This window comes from Nonomuraea sp. GTA35, from assembly GCF_041950525.1.
Classification (GTDB): Bacteria; Actinomycetota; Actinomycetes; order Streptosporangiales; family Streptosporangiaceae; genus Nonomuraea.
This window is the reverse complement of the sequence record NZ_JBGNUV010000017.1, coordinates 173,570-191,764: the sequence shown is the minus strand read 5'-3', so window position 1 is coordinate 191,764 and position 18,195 is coordinate 173,570. Positions and strand designations below refer to the sequence as shown.

Genomic DNA, 18,195 nt, shown 5'->3' with positions numbered 1-18,195 from the left:
GGTAGGCGTCCCGATTTCAGATAGCGCAGATGCTTGGTGGATGACCGGCGAACAACCCAGCGATCTGATCCGCAGCGTCTCCCGTGCGCTCCGCGTGCTGGAGGAGGTCTCGCGCGCCGACCGGCCGCTGCCGGTCAAGGTCATCGCCCGCCGCTGCGGCCTGAACCTGTCCACCTCCTACCACCTGGTCCGTACCCTGTGCTACGAGGGGTACCTGTACCGCCGGCCCGACGGCGACTACATGCTCGGCTCGCAGGTGGCCGAGCGGTTCCACGAGATGCTGGACGCGTTCGAGCGGCCGCCCCACGCCGCCGCCGTGCTGCGGCACCTGGCCGCCGTCACCGGGCACACCGCCTACCTGGCGCAGCTGTCCGAAGGGCGGCTGGTCGTGGTGGACGTGGCCGAGGGGCCGCACTCGCCGTACCTGGAGGATCTGCAGGCGGGGCTGGAGACGGCGCCGCACGCGACGGCGCTGGGCAAGGCGCTGCTGCTCTCGCTGCCGTCCCGCACCCGGCGCGGCGTCCTGACCGGGTACGGCATGCGCCGCTTCACCTCCTCCACCCCGGTCAGCGTGGAGGACGTCGAGGAGGAGCTGTCGGCGTTACGGCCGGGGGAGGTGGTGGAGGAGCACGGGCAGTTCAGGGAGCAGGTGGCGTGCGCGGGGGCGGTGGTGCCGGGCACGGACTGGGCCATCGGCATCTCGGCCCGCGGGCTGTCCATCCCGCAGATCGCCCGCATCCGGCTGGCGCAGGCCGTACAGGACCTGGGTTAATGCGTTGCCTTCCGCTCGCCGTTCTGGCCAGGCTTGTACGCCATGAACGTGCCCTACCGGCAGATCCGGGCCCTTTACACCGATCGGTCGATCACCGTCTACCAGGCCTACGACGCGGCCATCGCCGCGCCCGCCGTCGCCGCGCAGCGCTTCGTCCCGCCTTTCAAGCGGGAGCGGATGACGTGGATCAAGCCGTCGTTCCTGTGGATGATGTACCGGTGCGGCTACGCGACCAAGCCCGGCCAGGAGCGGGTGCTGGCGATCGAGCTCAGCCGGGAGGGCTTCGAGTGGGCGCTGGCACACTCCTGCCTCAGCCACGACGACCGGCGGCCGGAGTGGGCGCGGCGGGTGCGCCGCAGCCCGGTGCGGATCCAGTGGGACCCCGAGCGCGGGTTGCGGCACGAGGCGCTGCCGTACCGGTCGATCCAGGTGGGGCTGGCCGGGGAGGCGGTGCGGCGCTACGTGGATGAGTGGACGCTGGGGATCAGGGACGTCACGGACCGGGTACGGGAGGTGCATGCGGCGGTACGCGGCGGGGCGGACGCCCGTGCGCTGCTGCCGGCCGAGCGGCCGTATCCGGTTCCTGACGAGCTGGCGGAGACGATAGGGGCGAGCGTGGAATGAGGGTGATCCTGTTCGGGGCGACCGGCATGATCGGGCGGGGGGTGCTCAGGGAGTGCCTGCTCGACGACCGGGTCACGGCCGTGCTGGCGGTCGGGCGGGCCTCGACCGGCGTCACGCACGGGAAGCTGCGCGAGATCCTGCACGACGACCTGCTGGAGCCGGCGCCTGTCGAGGGGGAGCTCGGCGGGTACGACGCGTGCTTCTTCTGCCTGGGAGTCTCGTCGGCCGGGATGCGGGAGCGGGACTACCGGCGGATCACCTACGACTTCACGCTGTCGGTGGGTGAGACGCTGGCGCGGCTCAGCCCCGGCTCGACGTTCGTGTACGTGTCCGGCGCCGGGGCCGACGCCCGGGGGCGGGCCATGTGGGCCAGGGTGAAGGGGGAGACCGAGAACGCGCTGCTCGCGCTGCCGCTGGAGGCGTACATGTTCCGGCCGGGGTATGTGCAGCCCATGCACGGCGTGCGCTCCCGTACGCGGCTCTACCAGGCGGCGTACGTCATCACCCGGCCGCTCTTCCCCGTGTTGCGGCGGCTGGTCGGGGGCGGGGTGACCACGACCGAGCAGGTCGGGCGGGCGATGATCGCGGTGGCGGAGCGGGGAGCGGCGAAGCGGATCCTCGGGCCCGCCGACATCAACGCGCTCTGACGTCGACGCCGCCCTCCCACGTGGACGCCGCGCTCCCACGTCATCGGCGCGCTTTCACTTCAGCGCCGCGCTCTCACGTCATCGGCGCGCAATGACCGTGGCGGCGTGCTGTGACCTCGGCGGCGTGCTCTCGCCTCGCCCGGCACGAGCGGGACGGCGAGGAGCGAGGCCGCGGCGGCCAGGCCCCAGACCGCCGCCCAGGAGGTGTGGGCGATGACCACGGGGATGAGCAGCGGGGTCAGGAAGCCCATCGCGAACAGGGTGGTGCCCAGGAGTCCCAGGGCGGTGCCGGCCCTGGACGCGCCCGCCATGGCGGCGATCTCGGTGTAGGCGACGCCGTGCCAGGAGTTGGCCAGGAGGCCGCCGAGGGCCAGGGCGGTGACGGTGAGCGGGGTGGGGGCGTCGGTGAGCACCGCGGCGCCTGCCATGGCGAGGCCGGCCAGGGCGCCGATGGCCCTGATGTGGGTGCGGCGGGTGCCCGTGCGGTCGGTGCGGCGGCCGGTCCAGATGCGGGCCGCGCCGCCGCCCAGCTGGGCGATGACGACCGTCAGGCCGGCCAGGGTGGCGCCCTCGCCCTTGACGTCGTGCAGGAAGATCGCGGTGAAGGAGAGCACGGCGAACTGGGGGACGGTGAGGAGGGCGCCGGCGAGGGCCAGGCGCCACACGTCCCAGCGCCTGAGTGGGGAGCGAGCCTTCAGGCCCGGGCGCGGGTCCGCACCGGTGGCGGGGGTGGGGCCGGCGGATGGGGGCGGCTCGTGGAGCCAGCGCCAGGTGGCCGCCGCCGCGGCGAGGCAGAAGGCGGCAGGAACGGCGTAGGCGGCGCGGAAGCCGTACGCGCTCGCGAGCCACGGCAGCAGCGCCACCCCGGCCGCTCCGCCGACCGGGATGGCCGTCTGGCGGATGCTCATCGCGAAGCCCCGCTCCCCCTCCCCGAACCACGTCATGACCGCCCGTCCCGAGGCCCCGTTGACGCTGCCGCCCAGCGCGCCCGCGACCGTCAGGCAGAGGGCCAGCAGCGCCACGCCCGCCCCGTCCGGCGGCGTCACGGCGGCGGCCATCACCACCAGCAGCGCGCCCGTCGCGGTCAGCCCCGTGAGCAGGACGCGCCGGTCCCCGAGGCGGTCGGTCAGCAGCCCCCACGCGATGTCGGAGGCCGCGACCCCGAGCCCCAGGCAGGCCAGCACCAGGCCGAGCGCCTCCGTGGACAGGTGGTAACCGGCCCGCATCGACACCCCGGTGAGGGGGATGCCGGAGAACATCGCCGCGAAGGCGGCCTGCGCCCCGACGCCCACGGCCAGTACGACCCAGCGGTGCCGCGGCCCGTACGCGCGCCGATCCCGCCGAACGCCCGCAGCCGTCATCGAATCCGCCCTTCATGAAATAACCGGATTTAGCGGTTACTCACCCTGGCAGCCCTAAAAGTAACTTGTCAACGTGGTTACTATCGAAGCCATGGACTTCACCTTCATCAGCGGGAACCTCGGGCTCGACCTGGCCGGCACCGTCGGGCAGCGGCGCGGCGAGCGCATCGACCTGCTGGCGACACCCGGCGACCTGGCCCGCTGGACGGTGGCGGCCGGGCTGCTCGACGTCCACCCTTCGGTGAGCGACGGCGACCTGGCGGAGGCGAGGGCGTTGCGCGAGGCGATCTACCGGCTGGCGTCCGCGGCCCGTACCGGAAGTGCCCTGGACCCCGCCGACCGCGCCACGCTCAACGCCGCGGCCCGGCACGCGCCCGCGGGCGTGCTGCTCGGCGAGCGGGGGGTGGAACGCGGCGGCGATCTGCGCGCGGCGCTGTCCAGCACGGCGCGGGCGGCGGCCGAGCTGCTCGGCGGCCCGGAGGCCGGGCTGATCAGGGAGTGCGAGGCGGCCCCGTGCACGCGACTCTACGTCGACGCCTCGCACCGGCGTACGCGCCGCTGGTGCGACATGCGCGGTTGCGGCAACCGGGCCAAGGCGGCGGCCTTCCGTGCCCGCCGGCACGGCTGAACGCATGGTGGAATATCTGAGGGGGTGCGGACGCTACCGTAGCCGTCAAAGATTCAACAGTCAGGGTTGGTGACTAAGGTGCAGTTCGGAATCTTCAGTGTGGGCGACGTCACCGCGGACCCCACCACCGGCAGGACCCCGACCGAGCACGAGCGGATCAAGGCGATGGTGGCGATCGCGCTCAAGGCGGAGGAGGTCGGGCTGGACGTCTTCGCGACCGGCGAGCACCACAACCCGCCGTTCGTGCCGTCCTCCCCCACCACGATGCTCGGCTACATCGCGGCCAGGACCGAGCGGCTGCAGCTGTCGACCGCCACGACGTTGATCACGACGAACGACCCGGTGAAGATCGCCGAGGACTTCGCCATGCTGCAGCACCTGGCCGACGGCCGGGTGGACCTCATGCTGGGCCGCGGCAACACCGGGCCGGTGTACCCGTGGTTCGGGCAGGACATCCGCCAGGGCATCCCGCTGGCCATCGAGAACTACGCGCTGCTGCACAGGCTGTGGCGCGAGGACGTCGTGGACTGGGAGGGCCGCTTCCGTACGCCGCTGCAGGGCTTCACCAGCACGCCGCGCCCGCTCGACGGGGTGCCGCCGTTCGTCTGGCACGGCTCGATCCGCAGCCCCGAGATCGCCGAGCAGGCCGCCTACTACGGCGACGGCTTCTTCGCCAACAACATCTTCTGGCCGAAGGAGCACTTCATGCGCCTGATCAACCTCTACCGCCAGCGGTACGCGCACTACGGCCACGGCACCCCGGAGCAGGCGGTGGTGGGCCTGGGCGGGCAGGTGTTCATGCGCAAGAACTCCCAGGACGCGGTACGCGAGTTCCGCCCCTACTTCGACGTCGCCCCCGTGTACGGCCACGGGCCGTCGCTGGAGGAGTTCATGGCCGAGACGCCGCTGACCGTGGGCAGCCCGCAGCAGGTCATCGACAGGACGCTGGAGTTCAGGGAGTTCTTCGGCGACTACCAGCGCCAGCTCTTCCTCATGGACCACGCGGGCCTGCCGCTGAAGACCGTGCTGGAGCAGCTCGACCTCCTCGGCGAGGAGGTGGTGCCGGTGCTGCGCAAGGAGTTCGCCAAGGACCGCCCGGCCGAGGTCCCCGGCGCGCCCACCCACGCCTCCCTGCTCGCCGCCAAGAACGCCCAGAACGCCCAGAACGCCCAGGGTGCCGGGAACGCCCAGGGTGCCGGGAACGCCACGAACGCTGACGCGTCCCAAGCCCCGGTCGGCGCCTGAAGGCCGTACGTACCCCCGAAGGAGAACCATGAAGCTCGTCGTCGTCACGGCGGGGCTGACGCAGCCCTCCTCCACCCGCCTGCTGGCCGACCGCCTGACCGAGGCGGTGGCGCAGCGGGCGGAGGTGGAGGTCCGCGTGGTCGAGCTGCGCGACCTGGCCGTGGACATCGCGAACAACTTCGTCACCGGCTTCCCGAACACCCGCCTGCGCGAAGTGGTCGAGGCCGTCACGCAGGCCGATGGGCTCGTCGTGGTCACGCCGATCTTCAGCGGCTCCTACAGCGGCCTGTTCAAGTCGTTCTTCGACGTGATCGACAACACCGCGCTGGCGGGCAAGCCCGTGCTGATCGCGGCCACCGGGGGCACGGCCCGGCACTCGCTGGCGCTGGAGCACGCGCTGCGGCCGCTGTTCGCGTACCTGCGTGCGGTGGTCGTCCCGACCGCCGTGTACGCGGCCGCGGAGGACTGGGGCGGCGGCCGGGACGCGTTCACCGACGGGCTCGGCGAGCGCATCGCCCGCGCCGCGCAGGAGCTGGCCGACCTGCTGCCGCACCGGGCTCCCCGGCGGCCTGAGCCGGCAGAGGAGGAGGTCGTGCCGTTCGAGCAGCAGCTCGCGGCGCTGCGCCCGGCGGAGTGAGGCCGGGCCGCCGGCGCAGGACGGGAGCGAGGTGACGTGCCTGAACGCGCTCCTCGACGCCCGGGAGGCGGCGGTGCGGGCCGGGAGACCAGCGAGCGCCCCGGGGAGCCCGGGACGCTCCAGCGGGCGTCAGGGCTTGATGGCGACCACGTCGTAGGTGGTCTCGGGGGTCGGGGTGGTGGTGAAGCGGGCGTTGGGCAGGTAGAGGCGGCGGCCGTAGGCGGCGACGGTCGTGGGGACGTCGAACCTGTCGTCGGTCAGCCGCCTGATGAGCTTGCCGGAGGCGCCGTCGCGGGCCAGGCCGATCGCGGCGACCGTGTTCAGGCGGTTCTGGACGGCGTACAGGGTGCGGCCGGCCAGCAGCAGGCCGTCGCCGTTGACCAGCGTCTCGCCGCCCAGGTCCACCTCCGTGGTGACGCCGGACGACGGGTCCACCTCGAACAGCTTGCCGGTGTTGGACTGGACGATCAGCAGCGACCTGCCGTCGGGGCTGGGGGCGATCCCGTTGGCGTTGTTGCCGGTCGTGTACTGGATGGCGCCGCTGAGCGGGATCTTGACGGCCTCGCCGGGCAGCGCGCCGCCCCGGCCGAGCTCCAGCTTGTAGAGCACGGGGTTGGCCGAGTCGGTGTAGTACGCGGCGCCGCGGAAGAGGATCACGTCGTTGACGAACGACGTGCCGGTGGCCAGCTGGTACGACTTGACGACCGCCCCGGTGCGCAGGTCGATCACCCGCGCGTTCCCGGCGTTGCCTCCCGCCACGAACAGCCGGCCGCGCCCGTCGGTCTTGAGCCCGAGCGACTGCGTGCCCGGCCCCTTGCTGATCACGCCTCCCTCCCCGGTACGCAGGTCGGCCCGGTAGATGTCACCGGTCGCGCGTGAGCCGAAGTAGGCGTAGTGGCCCCCGATCGCGATGCCCTCCGGCTGGAACCCGTTGGGCAGCGGGAACGTGTCGGGCTTCGTCGCCGCCTGGACCGGCACGCCGCCGAGCAGGACGACGATCAAGGCACTGCCGAGTGCGGTCTTCAGGATCGCGGATCTCATGCGGCCCACGATGCCCAAGTGACCGGCCGCGGCATAGCCCCATGGGCGGCTTCACAGGGACCTTTCAGCAACGGTCCGGACCAGGCGGGATCTTTCGGAAGCCGTGCGTTCCTGATCACGGAACGGGAAAACGCGTTGTGGGAGCGCTGCGGCCGTCACTAGCTTGACGCGAATGCGGAGGCCCCCTTTATCCCTGTTGACTGCCTTGTCCCTGGTGACCGTCACGCTGGCCGCGTCGGCCTGCAGCGCTCCCCGGCCCGCGCCGCCCGCGGCCACGTCGGCCGGTCCCGCCGCTCCCGGAAGCCCGGCCGCCGGTCCCGCGAGCCCCGCCGCCAGCCCAGCCGAGCGGCGGCCCGCCGTCGACCTGGGCGCGTACGAGCTGGGCCGGTCGCGTCCCGTCGCCGACCCCGTCTACCCGGCCTACGGCAACCCGTCGATCGACGTGCTCCACTACGACCTGGCGCTGGACTGGAAGCCCGGCACCCGCACGCTGACCGGCACGGCGCGGCTCACGGTGCGCGCGGCCAGGCCCATCAGCCGGGTCAAGCTGGACTTCGGGCGCGCGCTCAAGGTGGACGAGGTCACGGTGGACGGCACGCGGGTCAGGGCGACCCGCAAGTACGACGACCTGACCATCCCGCTGGCCGAGCCGCTCGGGGCCGACGAGGGCACGGTCGTGACCGTGCGGTACCACGGCCGGCCCAAGCCCGTGGACTCCAAGCAGCGGCGCAAGGACATCTCCATGCTCGGCTTCCGGATAGGGAGCGGGGGCAGGGCGTGGGCGTTGCAGGAGCCGTTCGGGGCGTTCACCTGGTTCCCGGTCAACGACCATCCGTCGGACGAGGCGCTCTACGACGTGGCGATCACCGTGCCGAAGGGGTGGTCGGGGGTCGCGCACGGGACGTACCAAGGGAAGACCACCGAGGGGAGGTCCAGCACGTTCCGGTGGCAGTCCACCGATCCGGTGGCCAGCTACCTGACGGTGTTCGCGGCCGACAAGTTCCGGATGTTCAAGGACAAGGGGCCGCGCGGGATCCCGATCACGTACTGGATCCGCCCTCGGGACGTGCCCAAACAGTTGCCGGTGGCGCGGCGGATGCCGTCGATCATGCGGTGGCTGGAGAAGAAGCTCGGCCCTTACCCGTTCCCGAGTGCCGGGCTGGTGGCCACCAGCGACTCCGGCATGGAGACCCAGCAGATGATCGCGCTCGGCCCCCGTTACATGGAGCCGTCGGTGGTGGCGCACGAGCTGGCGCACCACTGGTTCGGCGACACGGTCACGCCGCGCACCTGGCGTGACATGTGGCTGAACGAGGGCTTCGCGATGTACTTCGAGATGCAGTGGTACGCCGACCACGAGGACGGCACGATCGACGAGTTCATCAGCAACATCCGGACGTACGACGCCGAGCTGCGCAGGGAGAACGGCCCGCCCGGCGACTACCGGCGCGACGCGTTCGGCCAGAGCAACGTCTACTACAGCCCCGCGATCATGCTGCACGAGATCAGGGAGCGGCTCGGCGACCGGAGGTTCTGGACCATGACCAGGGCCTGGCCCCAGGAGCACCGCAACACCACCCAGGACAGGGCCGCGTTCGTGAAGTGGATCAACCAGCACACGGGCCGGAACTTCACGAAACTCATCAACACGTGGCTGGACTCGAAGACCACGCCGCGCTGACGAACCCCAGAGAGTAGGTTGGGGCAGAGCCGAACAAACGGGGTTAATCATGTCAAACGGTGCCCGTCACGCTCTGGGAGTGGTCGCGGGGCTGCTCCTCCCGCCCCTCGTCGCCGCCGGTCTGTGGTACGGCGTCGGCGACCTCACGCTGCAGGCGCAGCAGTCCCTGCGGATCTCCTGGGTCGCGGTCGGCGTGCTCGCCGCCACGGCGATCGTCCTGGCCTTCCTGGCCGGCTCCCGCCTGTCGCCCGTGGCCTCGCTGCTCGGCGGCCTGGCCTTCACCGCCCTCGGGGTCATGCCGTTCGTGGAGATGTTCACCGGGGTACGGCTGCTGCCCGTGGACCTGCTCCCGGGCGCGTTCAGGAACGGCTTCACCACCTCGGCCTACTCGGGGCTGCTGGTCGTGGTCGGCGTGACGCTGCTGGTGGCGTCGCTGTTCCCGTCGCGCTGGCGGGGCTCGGCGCGTGGCCTGGCCGAGCCCGGCGAGTACGAGTCGTCGTGGGGTTCGGCGTCGCCGCAGTCGCCGTACCTGCCGCCGCACCACGGCCCCGAGGACGCCACCCGGCCGATGTACCGCGAGTGAGCCGCGCGTGGCCTGGCAGAATGCGGCCATGCGCGACTTGAAGATCGTCGACTTCCTCGACCAGCTCGCCGACCGGGTGCCCGCGCCCGGGGGCGGCGCCACGGCGGCCCTGCACGCGGCGCAGGCCGCCGCGCTGCTCGGCATGGTGGCCCGCTACACCACCGGCGAGAAGTACGCCGGCCACGCCGAGACCGTCGTCGCCGTGATCGCCGAGACCGACACCTTGCGGGCGCGGTCGCTGCGGCTGGCCGAGGAGGACGCGGCGGCCTTCACCGCCGTCACCGACGCCTACCGGCTGCCCAAGGGCGAGGAACGCAGCGCCGCCATCGCCAGGGCGCTGAAGGGCGCGGCCGAACCGCCCGCCAGGGTGATCGAGACCGCCACGCGCCTGGTCGAGCTGTGCGAGCTGCTGCTGCCGATCGGCAACCGCAACGTCGTCACCGACGTGGCCGCCGCCGCCGAGGCCGCCCGCGCCGCCCTCACCACGGCCAGGGTGAACGTCGAAGTCAACCTACACGGCATCAAGGACGAGCGGGTACGCGAGGAGCTGAACATCCGCGTCTCGGGCGTGGAGGCGGCCGTCGCCAAGGCAGACTGGGTGACCGCCGAGGTACGCGAGGAGATCTCTTGAAGACGCTGACCGGCAAGGACCTGGCCGCCGCGATCAGGGCTCAGACGCAGGCCGAGGCCGCGGCGGGCGTGCAGCCGCGGCTGGCCGTGGTCGTGGCCACGGCCGACGAGGCGAGCCTGTGGTACGTCCGCTCGATCGCCAAGGCGGCGGCCGCGGCCGGCATCGCCTGCGACGTGGTGGACCTGGGCCCCGAGGCCGCCCCCGACCACATCGGCGAGACGCTGGCCAGGCTGTCGGCCGACCCCCAGGTCCACGGCCTCATGCTGCAGACCCCGCTGCCCCCCGACGCCTCGGCGCAGGAGCTGGCCGCGGCCATCGACCCGCGCAAGGACGTCGACGGCGCCAACCCGCTCTCGCTCGGCCGGCTGGCGGCGGGGCTGCCCGCGTTCCCGCCCGCCACGGCGGCGGCCGTGCTGGCGCTGCTCGACCACCACGAGGTGGAGCTGGCGGGGCGGCGGGCCGTGGTGGTCGGCCGCTCGACGGTGGTGGGCAAGCCGCTGGCGCACCTGCTGCTCGACCGGCACGCCACGGTCACCGTCTGCCACTCCCGCACCCGCGACCTGGCGGCCGTCACCTCGCAGGCCGAGGTGCTGGTCGCGGCGGCCGGGCGGGCCGGGCTGATCGGGGCCGCGCACGTGGCGGCGGGCGCGGTGGTGATCGACGTGGGCACCAACCCGACCGACGACGGCGGGCTGACCGGCGACGTCGACTTCGAGGCGGTCTCGGGGGTGGCGGGCGCGCTCACCCCGGTGCCGGGCGGCGTCGGCCCGGTCACCACCGCCCTGCTGCTCCGCCACACCGCCAGGGCGGCGAACCTGCCGTGACCCGCTGGGTCTGCCCCGGGTGCGACCGGGAGTTCGCCCGCACCCGGCAGTCGCACGTGTGCGTGCCGGGCTGCACGGTGGAGGAGACGTTCGCGCCGCACCCGCCGGTCTACCGGGAGATCTACGACCGGCTGGTCGGCGGGCTCGGCCCGGTCCACGAGGACGCGGTGCGGGTCGGGGTGTTCCTCAAGCGCGAGCGCAAGTTCGCCGAGATCCGCCCGAAGGCCCGCAGCCTGTCGCTGGCGCTGGTGCTCCCCCGGCGGGCCGAGCACGCGCTGGTCTCCAGGGCGCTGCCCATGCCCGACGGTCACGTCTGGCACTTCTTCAAGCTCACCCGCGTCGAGGACGTGGACGAACACCTGCTCGATCTCATGGAGGAGGCCTACGATGGCTGACGTCCTCGTCGTCCAGAACAGCACGAGCGGCGGCCTCGGCCGCATGGCCGGCTGGCTGGCGGAGGCAGGGCTGACGCTCGACGTCGTGCCCGCCCACGCGGGCGCGCCGCTGCCCGGCCGCCTCGGCCACGACGCCATGATCATGCTCGGCGGCGGTTACCTGCCCGGCGACGACGAGCGGGCCCCGTGGCTGCGTGACGCGCGGCGGCTGATGGGGCAGGCGCTGGCCGAAGGGGTGCCGGTGTTCGGCATCTGCCTGGGCGGGCAGATGCTCGCGCAGGTGGCCGGCGGTGAGGTGCGCGGTGACGTCGGCGCGCCGGAGAACGGCAGCCTGCCGGTCACGATCAGGCGCGAGGCCGCCACCGACCCGCTCTTCCACGGCCTGCCGCCGGTGGTGCCCGCGATCGAGCACCACAAGGACGCCGTCACCCGCCTGCCCGGCGGGGCCGTGCACCTGGCCGAGACCGCGAGCTGCCCGTACCAGGCGTTCCGGGTGGGCGAGCGGGCGTGGGGCGTGCAGTTCCATCCGGAGGTGCTGCCCGCGCGCATCCGGGAGTGGCGGGTGGAGGGGTTCGACCCCGACGAGGTGTACGCGCGGGCGGTGGCGGACGAGCCGGTCTCCACGCCGGTCTGGCGCACGGTGACCGGCCGCTTCGCCGCCCTCGTCGCCGCCGTCGCCGCCGCGCGGGTGGCCGCCGGTGACGGCTCGCCCGCCGAGGCGAGCGGCGCCGCCTGAGCGATCAGGCGTTCCGTACGGCGGCCGCGTCCTGGAGGCCGAGCAGCTCGACCGACCGCTCCCGCATCTCCACCTTCCTGATCTTCCCGGTCACCGTGAGCGGGAACTCCTCCACCACGCGCACGTACCGGGGGATCTTGAAGTGGGCCAGCCGCCCGGCGCAGTACTCCCTGACCCGCTCGGCCGTCAGCGGCTCCGCGCCCGGCCGCATGATCACCCAGGCCATGACCTCCTCGCCGTACCGCTCGTCGGGCACCCCGATGACCTGGACGTCGGCGATGTCGGGATGCCCGTACAGGAACTCCTCGATCTCGCGCGGATAGACGTTCTCGCCGCCCCTGATGATCAGGTCCTTGATCCGGCCGACCACGTTCACGTAGCCGTCGTCGTCCATGGTGGCCAGGTCCCCGGTACGCATCCACCGCGCCGCGTCGACGGCCTCGGCCGTCTTCTCCGGCTCGTCCCAGTAGCCGAGCATCACCGAGTAGCCCCGCGTGCACAGCTCGCCCGGCTCGCCCCTGGGCACGGTGAGCCGGGTCTCCGGGTGCACGATCTTCACCTCGACGTGCGGCATCACCCGGCCGACCGTCTCGGTCCTGCGGGCCAGGTCGTCGTCGGACCTGGTCATCGTGGACACCGGGGAGGTCTCGGTCATGCCGTAGCAGATGGCGACCTCGCGCATGTTCATCTCGCCGACGACCCGCTTCATCACCTCCACGGGGCAGGGCGAGCCGGCCATGATGCCCGTGCGCAGCGACGACAGGTCGAACTTGGCGGCCAGCGCCAGCTCGGCGATGAACATCGTCGGCACCCCGTACAGGGACGTGCACCGCTCCTCCTCCACCGCGCGCAGCGTGGCCTCGGGGTCGAAGCCCGGCGACGGGATGACGATGCAGGAGCCGTGCGAGGTGGCGCCCAGGTTGCCCATGACCATGCCGAAGCAGTGGTAGAAGGGCACCGGCAGGCACACCCGGTCCTTCTCGGTGTAGTGGATCAGCTCGCCGACGAAGAAGCCGTTGTTGAGGATGTTGTGGTGCGACAGCGTCGCGCCCTTGGGGAAGCCGGTGGTGCCGGAGGTGTACTGGATGTTGATCGGGTCGTCGAAGGCCAGCTCGGCCCCGCGGGCCGCCAGCGCGGCCGGGTCCGCCTTGGCCGCGGTCAGGGCGTCCCAGCTCGGGTCGTCCAGGTAGACGGCGTCCGTGAAGCCGATCTCCTCGACCATGGCCCGGTAGTCGCTGCCCTTGTGCGACAGGGCGCTGATCAGCAGCCGCATGCCCGACTGCTCGACCACGTACCGCAGCTCGTGGGTGCGGTAGGCCGGGTTGACGTTGACCAGGATCGCGCCGATCTTGGCGGTGGCGTACTGGACGATCACCCACTCGGCCCTGTTGGGCGCCCAGATGCCCACCCTGTCGCCCTTCGCGACGCCCCTGGCCAGCAGGGCTCTGGCCAGGTCGTCGACGTCGGCGTTGAGCTGCGTGTAGGTCCACCTGCGGCCCGCGGGAACGTCCACGAGGGCTTCCCGGTCGCCGAAGCGGGCCACGGTGCGTTCGAGGTTCTCGCCGATGGTCTCGCCGAGGAGCGGGGTGCCGGCGGTGGCGCTGGAGTACGACAGCATGACCACAGTGTCAGTCGGCCTCCGGCTCGCGCACCAGACCCCGGCCGCGACGCGCCGCGAACGCGAGCGCCACGAGCGCCGCGCCCGCCGCCGCCGCCACGATCCGCCGCTGCCGCGTCACGCGCCGCTCCACCCGGGAGTACGGGGTCGTCGAGAACGACACCAGCTCGTAGCGCGAGACGTAGCCGGGCAGCACCCGCTCCAGCGCGTGCTCCAGCCGCTTGCCCGCCAGGAACAGCCGGGAGCCGACCTTGTCGCGCATCTCCACGAAGTTGTCCAGCGCCAGCCTGGCGATCACGTCGGTGTCGGCCTTGCGCCGCTCGAACAGCTCCAGCGCCCTGGGGAAGTCGTCGCCCGCCTCGTCCAGGCAGCGGTCCAGCTCGACGCAGTCCTCGAAGCCGCAGTTGGCGCCCTGCCCGTAGAAGGGCACGATGGCGTGCGCGGCGTCGCCGACCAGCCCGACCACGGTGTCCCCGACGCTGACGTGCCACGGCGAGCAGCGCATCGTGGCCAGGTGGCCGACCGGATTCGCGCGGTAGTCGGCGACCAGGTCGGGCATCAGCCCGAACGCGTCGGGATAGTGCTCGGCGAAGTACGCCCTGATCCGCTGCGGCGAGTCGAGGGCGGCGAGCGCCTGGTGCGGCCAGAACAGGGTGCAGGTGAACGAGCGGTCCGGGTTCGGCAGGGCGATCATCATCGAGCGGCCGCGCGGCCAGATGTGCAGCGCGCCGGGATCCATGACGAACTCGCCGTTCCTGGCCGGGATCGACAGCTCCTTGTAGCCGTAGTCCAGGTACTCCTGGCTGAAGCTCACGCCGGGAAGCTGCTGCAGCCTGGCCCGGACGGCGCTGTACGCCCCGTCCGCGCCGATCACCACCCTGGCCGCGGCCTGCTCGCCCGACTCGAACCGCAGCCGCCCCGTACGCTCGTCCAGCCCGGTCAGCCGGCACCCGAACCGCACCTCCACGCCCGGCTGCGCGGTCGCCGCCTCCAGCAGCTCCCTGTTGAGGTCGGCGCGGCCGATGGAGTTGATCGCCTGCGACCGGTCGGCGCTGTACGGCTGGAAGGCGAGGGCGCCGTCGGGGGCGTGCATCATCCGGCCGGCCATGGGCAGCGCCGCGTGCAGGACCTTGCCGTCGAGGCCGAGGCGGCGCAGGGCGTCGATCCCGCGCTGCGAGATGGCCAGGTTGATCGACCTGCCGCGGTCGGGGCCGCGCTCGCGGGGGTCGGGGCGGCGTTCGTACAGGGTGACGTGGTGGCCGCGGCGGGCCAGGTAGCAGGCGAGCAGGCAGCCGACCAGCCCGGCGCCGACGATCGAGACCTCCATTCCTCCTTCGTACGGCGAGGGGCGGGGGGTTGTCTAGGCGAGGGCCGCGGTGATGGCGCGTGCCGTGGCCTGCCAGATCGGGGTGCCGGGGGTGATGACGTCCTGGTGGTCGCCGGGCAGCTCCAGGTAGGTCACGTCGTCGCCCGCCTGCCGGGCGGCTGCGGCGTAGCGGCGGGCGAAGTCGACCAGGTTCACGTCGTCGCCCCTGCCCTGGACGACGACCTGGGGGACGCCCAGGGGGAGGCGGAGCAGGGGGGAGGAGGCGTGCAACTCGCCGGCCGGCAGGGCGTGGCCGTCCCCGGGGGCGGGCACGGCCGGATCGCCGTCGCCGTCACCCGAGGCGTCGCCGTCACCCGAGGCGTCGCCGTCACCCGAGGCGTCGCCGTCACCCAGGGCGGCGGCGACCGCGCCGTGGCTGAGCCAGCGGCGGTCGGCCTCGACCAGGTCCAGCACGCCCGCCAGCGACACCGCCAGGGTGACGCGCGCCCCGTCGGCCACGGCGCGCAGGGCGAGCTGGGCGCCCGCCGAGTGCCCGGCCACGGCGACCCGGCCCAGGTCGAGCGCCGGCCGCCGCGGGGTGGCCTGACCGGCCGCGGCGGCCGGTCCCGGCGCCGGGGCGGGGTCGCTGCCGTGGCGGGCGGCCAGACCGGACGCGATGACCGGTCCCGACGCCGGGGCGGGGCCGACCCCTGCGAGGGCGGCCAGGCCGGCGGCGATGTCGTGCCTGGTCGCGGCCCAGCCGTGCCGGTCGGGGCGGCGGTACTCCAGGTTCCAGACCGCGAACCCGCGCCCGGCCAGGTCCGCGCAGAGCGCCTCCATGAGGTCGGCCGCCCAGATCGACCGCCAGTACCCGCCGTGGATCAGCGCCACGACCGGCACCGCCTCCGCCCCGCTCTCCGGAAGGTAGAGATCGCCCCACTGCTCCGGGGACGGCCCGTAGGCGATCCGCCGCACGCCCGGGTGGCGGGCCCGGTGAACGGCGTGCCGGATGCCCCAGGCGAGCCCGGCGATCCCGCGTCCGTTGATGTGCGGGGCGCCCTCGACCCGGTCGAGGTCCACCGGCACCACCACCCCGGTCCCGGGCGGCTGGCTGATCAGGGTCGATGCCTCCCGGGCCGGCGCGGGCACGACGACGACCACGGCCTCCTCGCGCACGAGGGACCTCAGGTGGGCGGCGTCCCGGGCGTGGACGAGCCTCCCCCGCACCCCCAGCGCGGCGAACTCGCGGCGGGCGATCTCGCCGAGCAGCCCGGCGTCCACCGCCACCCCAGGACCGACGATCACCAGGACATCGCACATGGGGATACCTTAGGCCGGGTGCATGTGAAGCAGCTTCACCCGTGGCCCTCCAGCGTCGCCGAGGCGGAGTCCATCCAGGACCGGCTCCGCGGGGAGGTCGAGCTGACAGGACCGGACACGTTCGCGCTGGTGGCCGGGCTGGATGTGCATTACCACGGCGACGACGAGCTGACGGCCGCGGTGGTCGTGCTCGACGCCGCCACGCTGGAGCCGGTGGAGGAGGTGGTGGCGCACGGGGAGGCGGCCTTCCCGTACGTGCCGGGCCTGTTCGCCTTCCGCGAGCTGCCCGCGCTGGTGGCGGCGCTCGAACGGCTCACGGTGACGCCCGACCTGCTGGTCTGCGACGGGTACGGGCTGGCGCACCCGCGCGGCTTCGGCCTGGCCTGCCACCTGGGCGTGCTGACCGGGCTGCCCGCGCTGGGGGTGGGCAAGACGCCGTTCGTCGGCACGCACGAGCCGCCCGGGCCCGAGCGGGGGGCCTGGACGCCGATCGTCCACGACGGCGTCACGGTTGGCCGCGCCCTGCGCACGCAGCGGGAGATCAAGCCCGTGTACGTCTCGCAGGGGCACCGCATCGCGCTGGACGTCGCCACGGACCAGGTCCTGCGCCTGACCCCGCGCTACCGCCTCCCCGAGCCCGTCCGCCGCGCCGACCACCTGGCCCGCCACCCGTCCTGACCACCCCCTTCCCGGTCAGGCGGGTCGGTGGGCGCCCGAGGAGGCCAGGGGCGGGAGGACGGCCTGGGCGTCGGCGCCGCCGAACCACAGCCCGATCATGAACGCCGCCGTCGCCTCCAGCAGCGCCGCCCGTCCCAGGCCGCCACCGTCCACGGGGGTGCAGCCCAGGTCGGCGACGAGCGTGCGGGCGGCCGCCAGCGCCCCGGGGTCGTCACCGCACAGCGGCACCGCCAGCGGCCTGCCGTCGAAGACCGGCGGCGTCATCCGCCACACGTCCACGTGGCACAGGTTGAACGCCTTGACCACGTGACCGCCGGTGACGTCGCCGATCAGCCGGGCGAGGGAGCGCGTGACGTCGTACTCCTTGGGGTTGGCGTTGGTCACGTCGACGAGCGCCTTCCCGCGCAGCGCCGCCCCGGCCGCCTGCAGCGTGTCGAGCAGCCCCGCCTCCCTGACCGCGACCACCACGACCTCCCCGAACCCGGCCGCCTCCGCGAAGCTCCCGGCCCGCACCTCCGCACCCGCCCGGGTGGTCATCCGGGCGGCCTGCGCCGCGCCGCGGCCCGGGTCGCGCCCGCTCACCATCACCTCGTGGCCGGCCCGCGCCCACTGCGTGCCCAGCGCGTCGGCCATGCCGCCCGCGCCCAGGATCCCGATCCTCATGTCCGTCCTCCATCGTGGAAGGGCTTTACTGGAACACGTGGACTCTAGAAGTCCCGACACACACCATCCGGTGCCTAACGGAGGGCTCCCGTTGTTCCTTGCCGACTGCCAGGCCAGACTCGCCTTCGACCTGATGGCCAACACCTGGAACGCGGTCGTCGTCTGGTCGCTGCGCCACGGCCCGCGCCGCCCCGGGCGGCTGCGCGAGGAGATCGGCGGCATCAGCACCAAGGTGCTGACCGAGACGCTGCGCCGCCTGGAGTTCAACGGCCTGGTCGCGCGCCGCGTCTACGCCGAGGCGCCGCCCAGGGTCGAGTACGAGCTGACCGACCTGGGCCGCTCGCTGCTGGGCCCGATCGAGGCGTTCGGCGAGTGGGCGTTCCACCACGCGGACGAGGTCATGGCCGCCCAGGACCGCCACGAGCCCGCGCCGTGACCGTCAAGCACACGCAACACTTTACTTAAACCGAGTGTTACCGAATCACTACCCTGGGTAGCTAGTCGAGGGTTGTTCATTACCGTCACCCAGGAGGTTCCATGCTCTTCACTCCCCGCAGGATCGCCGGCGCCGCCGTCATCGCGGGCGGCCTGGTCCTGCTCGCCGCGCCCGCCGCGCACGCCGTCGTCGATCCGATGATGATCACCGAGTGCCTCACCGGCTCCGTCGGCGAGGTGACCCATCTCGTCGACCCGTCCGCCCCCGGCGTGCCGGCCGAGGTTCCCGCGGTGAACTGCCTGGCTCCCTGACCGCCGGGGAGAGGCCACCGGCGTAGGACCACCCCTCGACGACCGGAACCACCGGTGC

At 73.0% G+C, this 18,195-nt stretch carries 21 protein-coding genes; 15 read left to right on the top strand and 6 right to left on the bottom strand.

Annotated features, from left to right (window positions below):
• Positions 1-40: 40 nt before the first annotated feature.
• The 3 genes from ACBJ32_RS49960 to ACBJ32_RS49950 are packed head-to-tail and all read left to right on the top strand — an operon-like array spanning position 41 to position 2,043.
• On the top strand, positions 41-772 hold the full coding sequence (locus tag ACBJ32_RS49960) for an IclR family transcriptional regulator (protein WP_375132918.1): 732 nt from the start codon (positions 41-43) through the stop codon (positions 770-772).
• 42 nt (positions 773-814) lie between these two features.
• A complete protein-coding gene (locus ACBJ32_RS49955) occupies positions 815-1,396 on the top strand; it encodes a DUF4291 domain-containing protein (protein ID WP_375132917.1) in 582 nt (193 codons plus the stop codon).
• Positions 1,393-2,043: an epimerase gene (locus ACBJ32_RS49950; RefSeq protein WP_375132916.1), complete on the top strand. Its 651-nt coding sequence runs from the start codon at positions 1,393-1,395 to the stop codon at positions 2,041-2,043. Before ACBJ32_RS49955 ends, ACBJ32_RS49950 begins: the two co-directional genes overlap by 4 nt.
• 59 nt (positions 2,044-2,102) lie before the next feature.
• On the opposite strand, the gene ACBJ32_RS49945 is transcribed toward ACBJ32_RS49950, so the two are convergent.
• Positions 2,103-3,404 carry an MFS transporter gene (locus tag ACBJ32_RS49945; RefSeq protein ID WP_375132915.1) on the bottom strand — a complete coding sequence of 434 codons (1,302 nt, stop codon included), beginning with the start codon at positions 3,402-3,404 and terminating at the stop codon, positions 2,103-2,105.
• Between the two features lie 91 nt (positions 3,405-3,495).
• Here ACBJ32_RS49945 and ACBJ32_RS49940 point away from each other — a divergent pair, with 91 nt between their 5' ends.
• The 3 genes from ACBJ32_RS49940 (at position 3,496) to ACBJ32_RS49930 (ending at position 5,914) form a co-directional block, all read left to right on the top strand.
• On the top strand, positions 3,496-4,032 hold the full coding sequence (locus tag ACBJ32_RS49940) for a CGNR zinc finger domain-containing protein (protein ID WP_375132914.1): 537 nt from the start codon (positions 3,496-3,498) through the stop codon (positions 4,030-4,032).
• A 78-nt stretch (positions 4,033-4,110) separates the two neighbouring features.
• On the top strand, positions 4,111-5,277 hold the full coding sequence (locus ACBJ32_RS49935) for an LLM class flavin-dependent oxidoreductase (RefSeq protein WP_375132913.1): 1,167 nt from the start codon (positions 4,111-4,113) through the stop codon (positions 5,275-5,277).
• A 28-nt stretch (positions 5,278-5,305) separates the two neighbouring features.
• Positions 5,306-5,914 carry an FMN reductase gene (locus tag ACBJ32_RS49930; protein ID WP_375132912.1) on the top strand — a complete coding sequence of 203 codons (609 nt, stop codon included), beginning with the start codon at positions 5,306-5,308 and terminating at the stop codon, positions 5,912-5,914.
• Between the two features lie 129 nt (positions 5,915-6,043).
• Here the strand turns inward: ACBJ32_RS49930 and ACBJ32_RS49925 are convergent, their stop codons facing one another.
• Complete coding sequence (locus ACBJ32_RS49925) at positions 6,044-6,955, bottom strand: superoxide dismutase (protein WP_375132911.1); 912 nt, start codon at positions 6,953-6,955, stop codon at positions 6,044-6,046.
• Positions 6,956-7,169: 214 nt separating this feature from the next.
• Between ACBJ32_RS49925 and ACBJ32_RS49920 the strand changes: the two genes are divergently transcribed.
• The 6 genes from ACBJ32_RS49920 to ACBJ32_RS49895 are packed head-to-tail and all read left to right on the top strand — an operon-like array spanning position 7,170 to position 11,805.
• On the top strand, positions 7,170-8,636 hold the full coding sequence (locus ACBJ32_RS49920; RefSeq protein WP_375132910.1) for a M1 family metallopeptidase: 1,467 nt from the start codon (positions 7,170-7,172) through the stop codon (positions 8,634-8,636).
• A 49-nt stretch (positions 8,637-8,685) separates the two neighbouring features.
• Positions 8,686-9,219, top strand: coding sequence for a hypothetical protein (locus tag ACBJ32_RS49915; RefSeq protein ID WP_375132909.1), 534 nt, complete (start codon positions 8,686-8,688; stop codon positions 9,217-9,219).
• A gap of 28 nt (positions 9,220-9,247) precedes the next feature.
• Positions 9,248-9,850: a cyclodeaminase/cyclohydrolase family protein gene (locus ACBJ32_RS49910; protein WP_375132908.1), complete on the top strand. Its 603-nt coding sequence runs from the start codon at positions 9,248-9,250 to the stop codon at positions 9,848-9,850.
• Positions 9,847-10,674, top strand: coding sequence for a bifunctional 5,10-methylenetetrahydrofolate dehydrogenase/5,10-methenyltetrahydrofolate cyclohydrolase (locus tag ACBJ32_RS49905; protein WP_375132907.1), 828 nt, complete (start codon positions 9,847-9,849; stop codon positions 10,672-10,674). Before ACBJ32_RS49910 ends, ACBJ32_RS49905 begins: the two co-directional genes overlap by 4 nt.
• A complete protein-coding gene (locus ACBJ32_RS49900; protein ID WP_357876335.1) occupies positions 10,671-11,069 on the top strand; it encodes a DUF5655 domain-containing protein in 399 nt (132 codons plus the stop codon). The genes ACBJ32_RS49905 and ACBJ32_RS49900 overlap by 4 nt, the downstream gene beginning before the upstream one ends.
• On the top strand, positions 11,062-11,805 hold the full coding sequence (locus tag ACBJ32_RS49895; RefSeq protein ID WP_375132906.1) for a type 1 glutamine amidotransferase: 744 nt from the start codon (positions 11,062-11,064) through the stop codon (positions 11,803-11,805). Before ACBJ32_RS49900 ends, ACBJ32_RS49895 begins: the two co-directional genes overlap by 8 nt.
• A gap of 4 nt (positions 11,806-11,809) precedes the next feature.
• Here the strand turns inward: ACBJ32_RS49895 and ACBJ32_RS49890 are convergent, their stop codons facing one another.
• The 3 genes from ACBJ32_RS49890 to ACBJ32_RS49880 are packed head-to-tail and all read right to left on the bottom strand — an operon-like array spanning position 11,810 to position 16,049.
• Complete coding sequence (locus ACBJ32_RS49890) at positions 11,810-13,423, bottom strand: AMP-binding protein (RefSeq protein WP_375132905.1); 1,614 nt, start codon at positions 13,421-13,423, stop codon at positions 11,810-11,812.
• Between the two features lie 10 nt (positions 13,424-13,433).
• A complete protein-coding gene (locus ACBJ32_RS49885) occupies positions 13,434-14,750 on the bottom strand; it encodes an FAD-dependent oxidoreductase (protein WP_375132904.1) in 1,317 nt (438 codons plus the stop codon).
• Positions 14,751-14,783: 33 nt separating this feature from the next.
• On the bottom strand, positions 14,784-16,049 hold the full coding sequence (locus tag ACBJ32_RS49880) for an alpha/beta hydrolase (protein ID WP_375132903.1): 1,266 nt from the start codon (positions 16,047-16,049) through the stop codon (positions 14,784-14,786).
• An 18-nt stretch (positions 16,050-16,067) separates the two neighbouring features.
• On the opposite strand from ACBJ32_RS49880, the gene ACBJ32_RS49875 reads away from it, so the two are divergent.
• Positions 16,068-16,727 (top strand): endonuclease V, encoded by a 660-nt coding sequence (locus tag ACBJ32_RS49875; RefSeq protein ID WP_375132902.1) that lies wholly within the window; start codon positions 16,068-16,070, stop codon positions 16,725-16,727.
• Between the two features lie 15 nt (positions 16,728-16,742).
• Here ACBJ32_RS49875 and ACBJ32_RS49870 read toward each other — a convergent pair whose 3' ends face one another.
• Complete coding sequence (locus ACBJ32_RS49870) at positions 16,743-17,390, bottom strand: NADPH-dependent F420 reductase (RefSeq protein ID WP_375132901.1); 648 nt, start codon at positions 17,388-17,390, stop codon at positions 16,743-16,745.
• A gap of 91 nt (positions 17,391-17,481) precedes the next feature.
• Between ACBJ32_RS49870 and ACBJ32_RS49865 the strand changes: the two genes are divergently transcribed.
• Complete coding sequence (locus tag ACBJ32_RS49865) at positions 17,482-17,826, top strand: helix-turn-helix domain-containing protein (RefSeq protein WP_357876349.1); 345 nt, start codon at positions 17,482-17,484, stop codon at positions 17,824-17,826.
• 101 nt (positions 17,827-17,927) lie between these two features.
• On the top strand, positions 17,928-18,137 hold the full coding sequence (locus ACBJ32_RS49860; protein ID WP_375132900.1) for a hypothetical protein: 210 nt from the start codon (positions 17,928-17,930) through the stop codon (positions 18,135-18,137).
• The last annotated feature ends 58 nt before the right edge of the window (positions 18,138-18,195 follow it).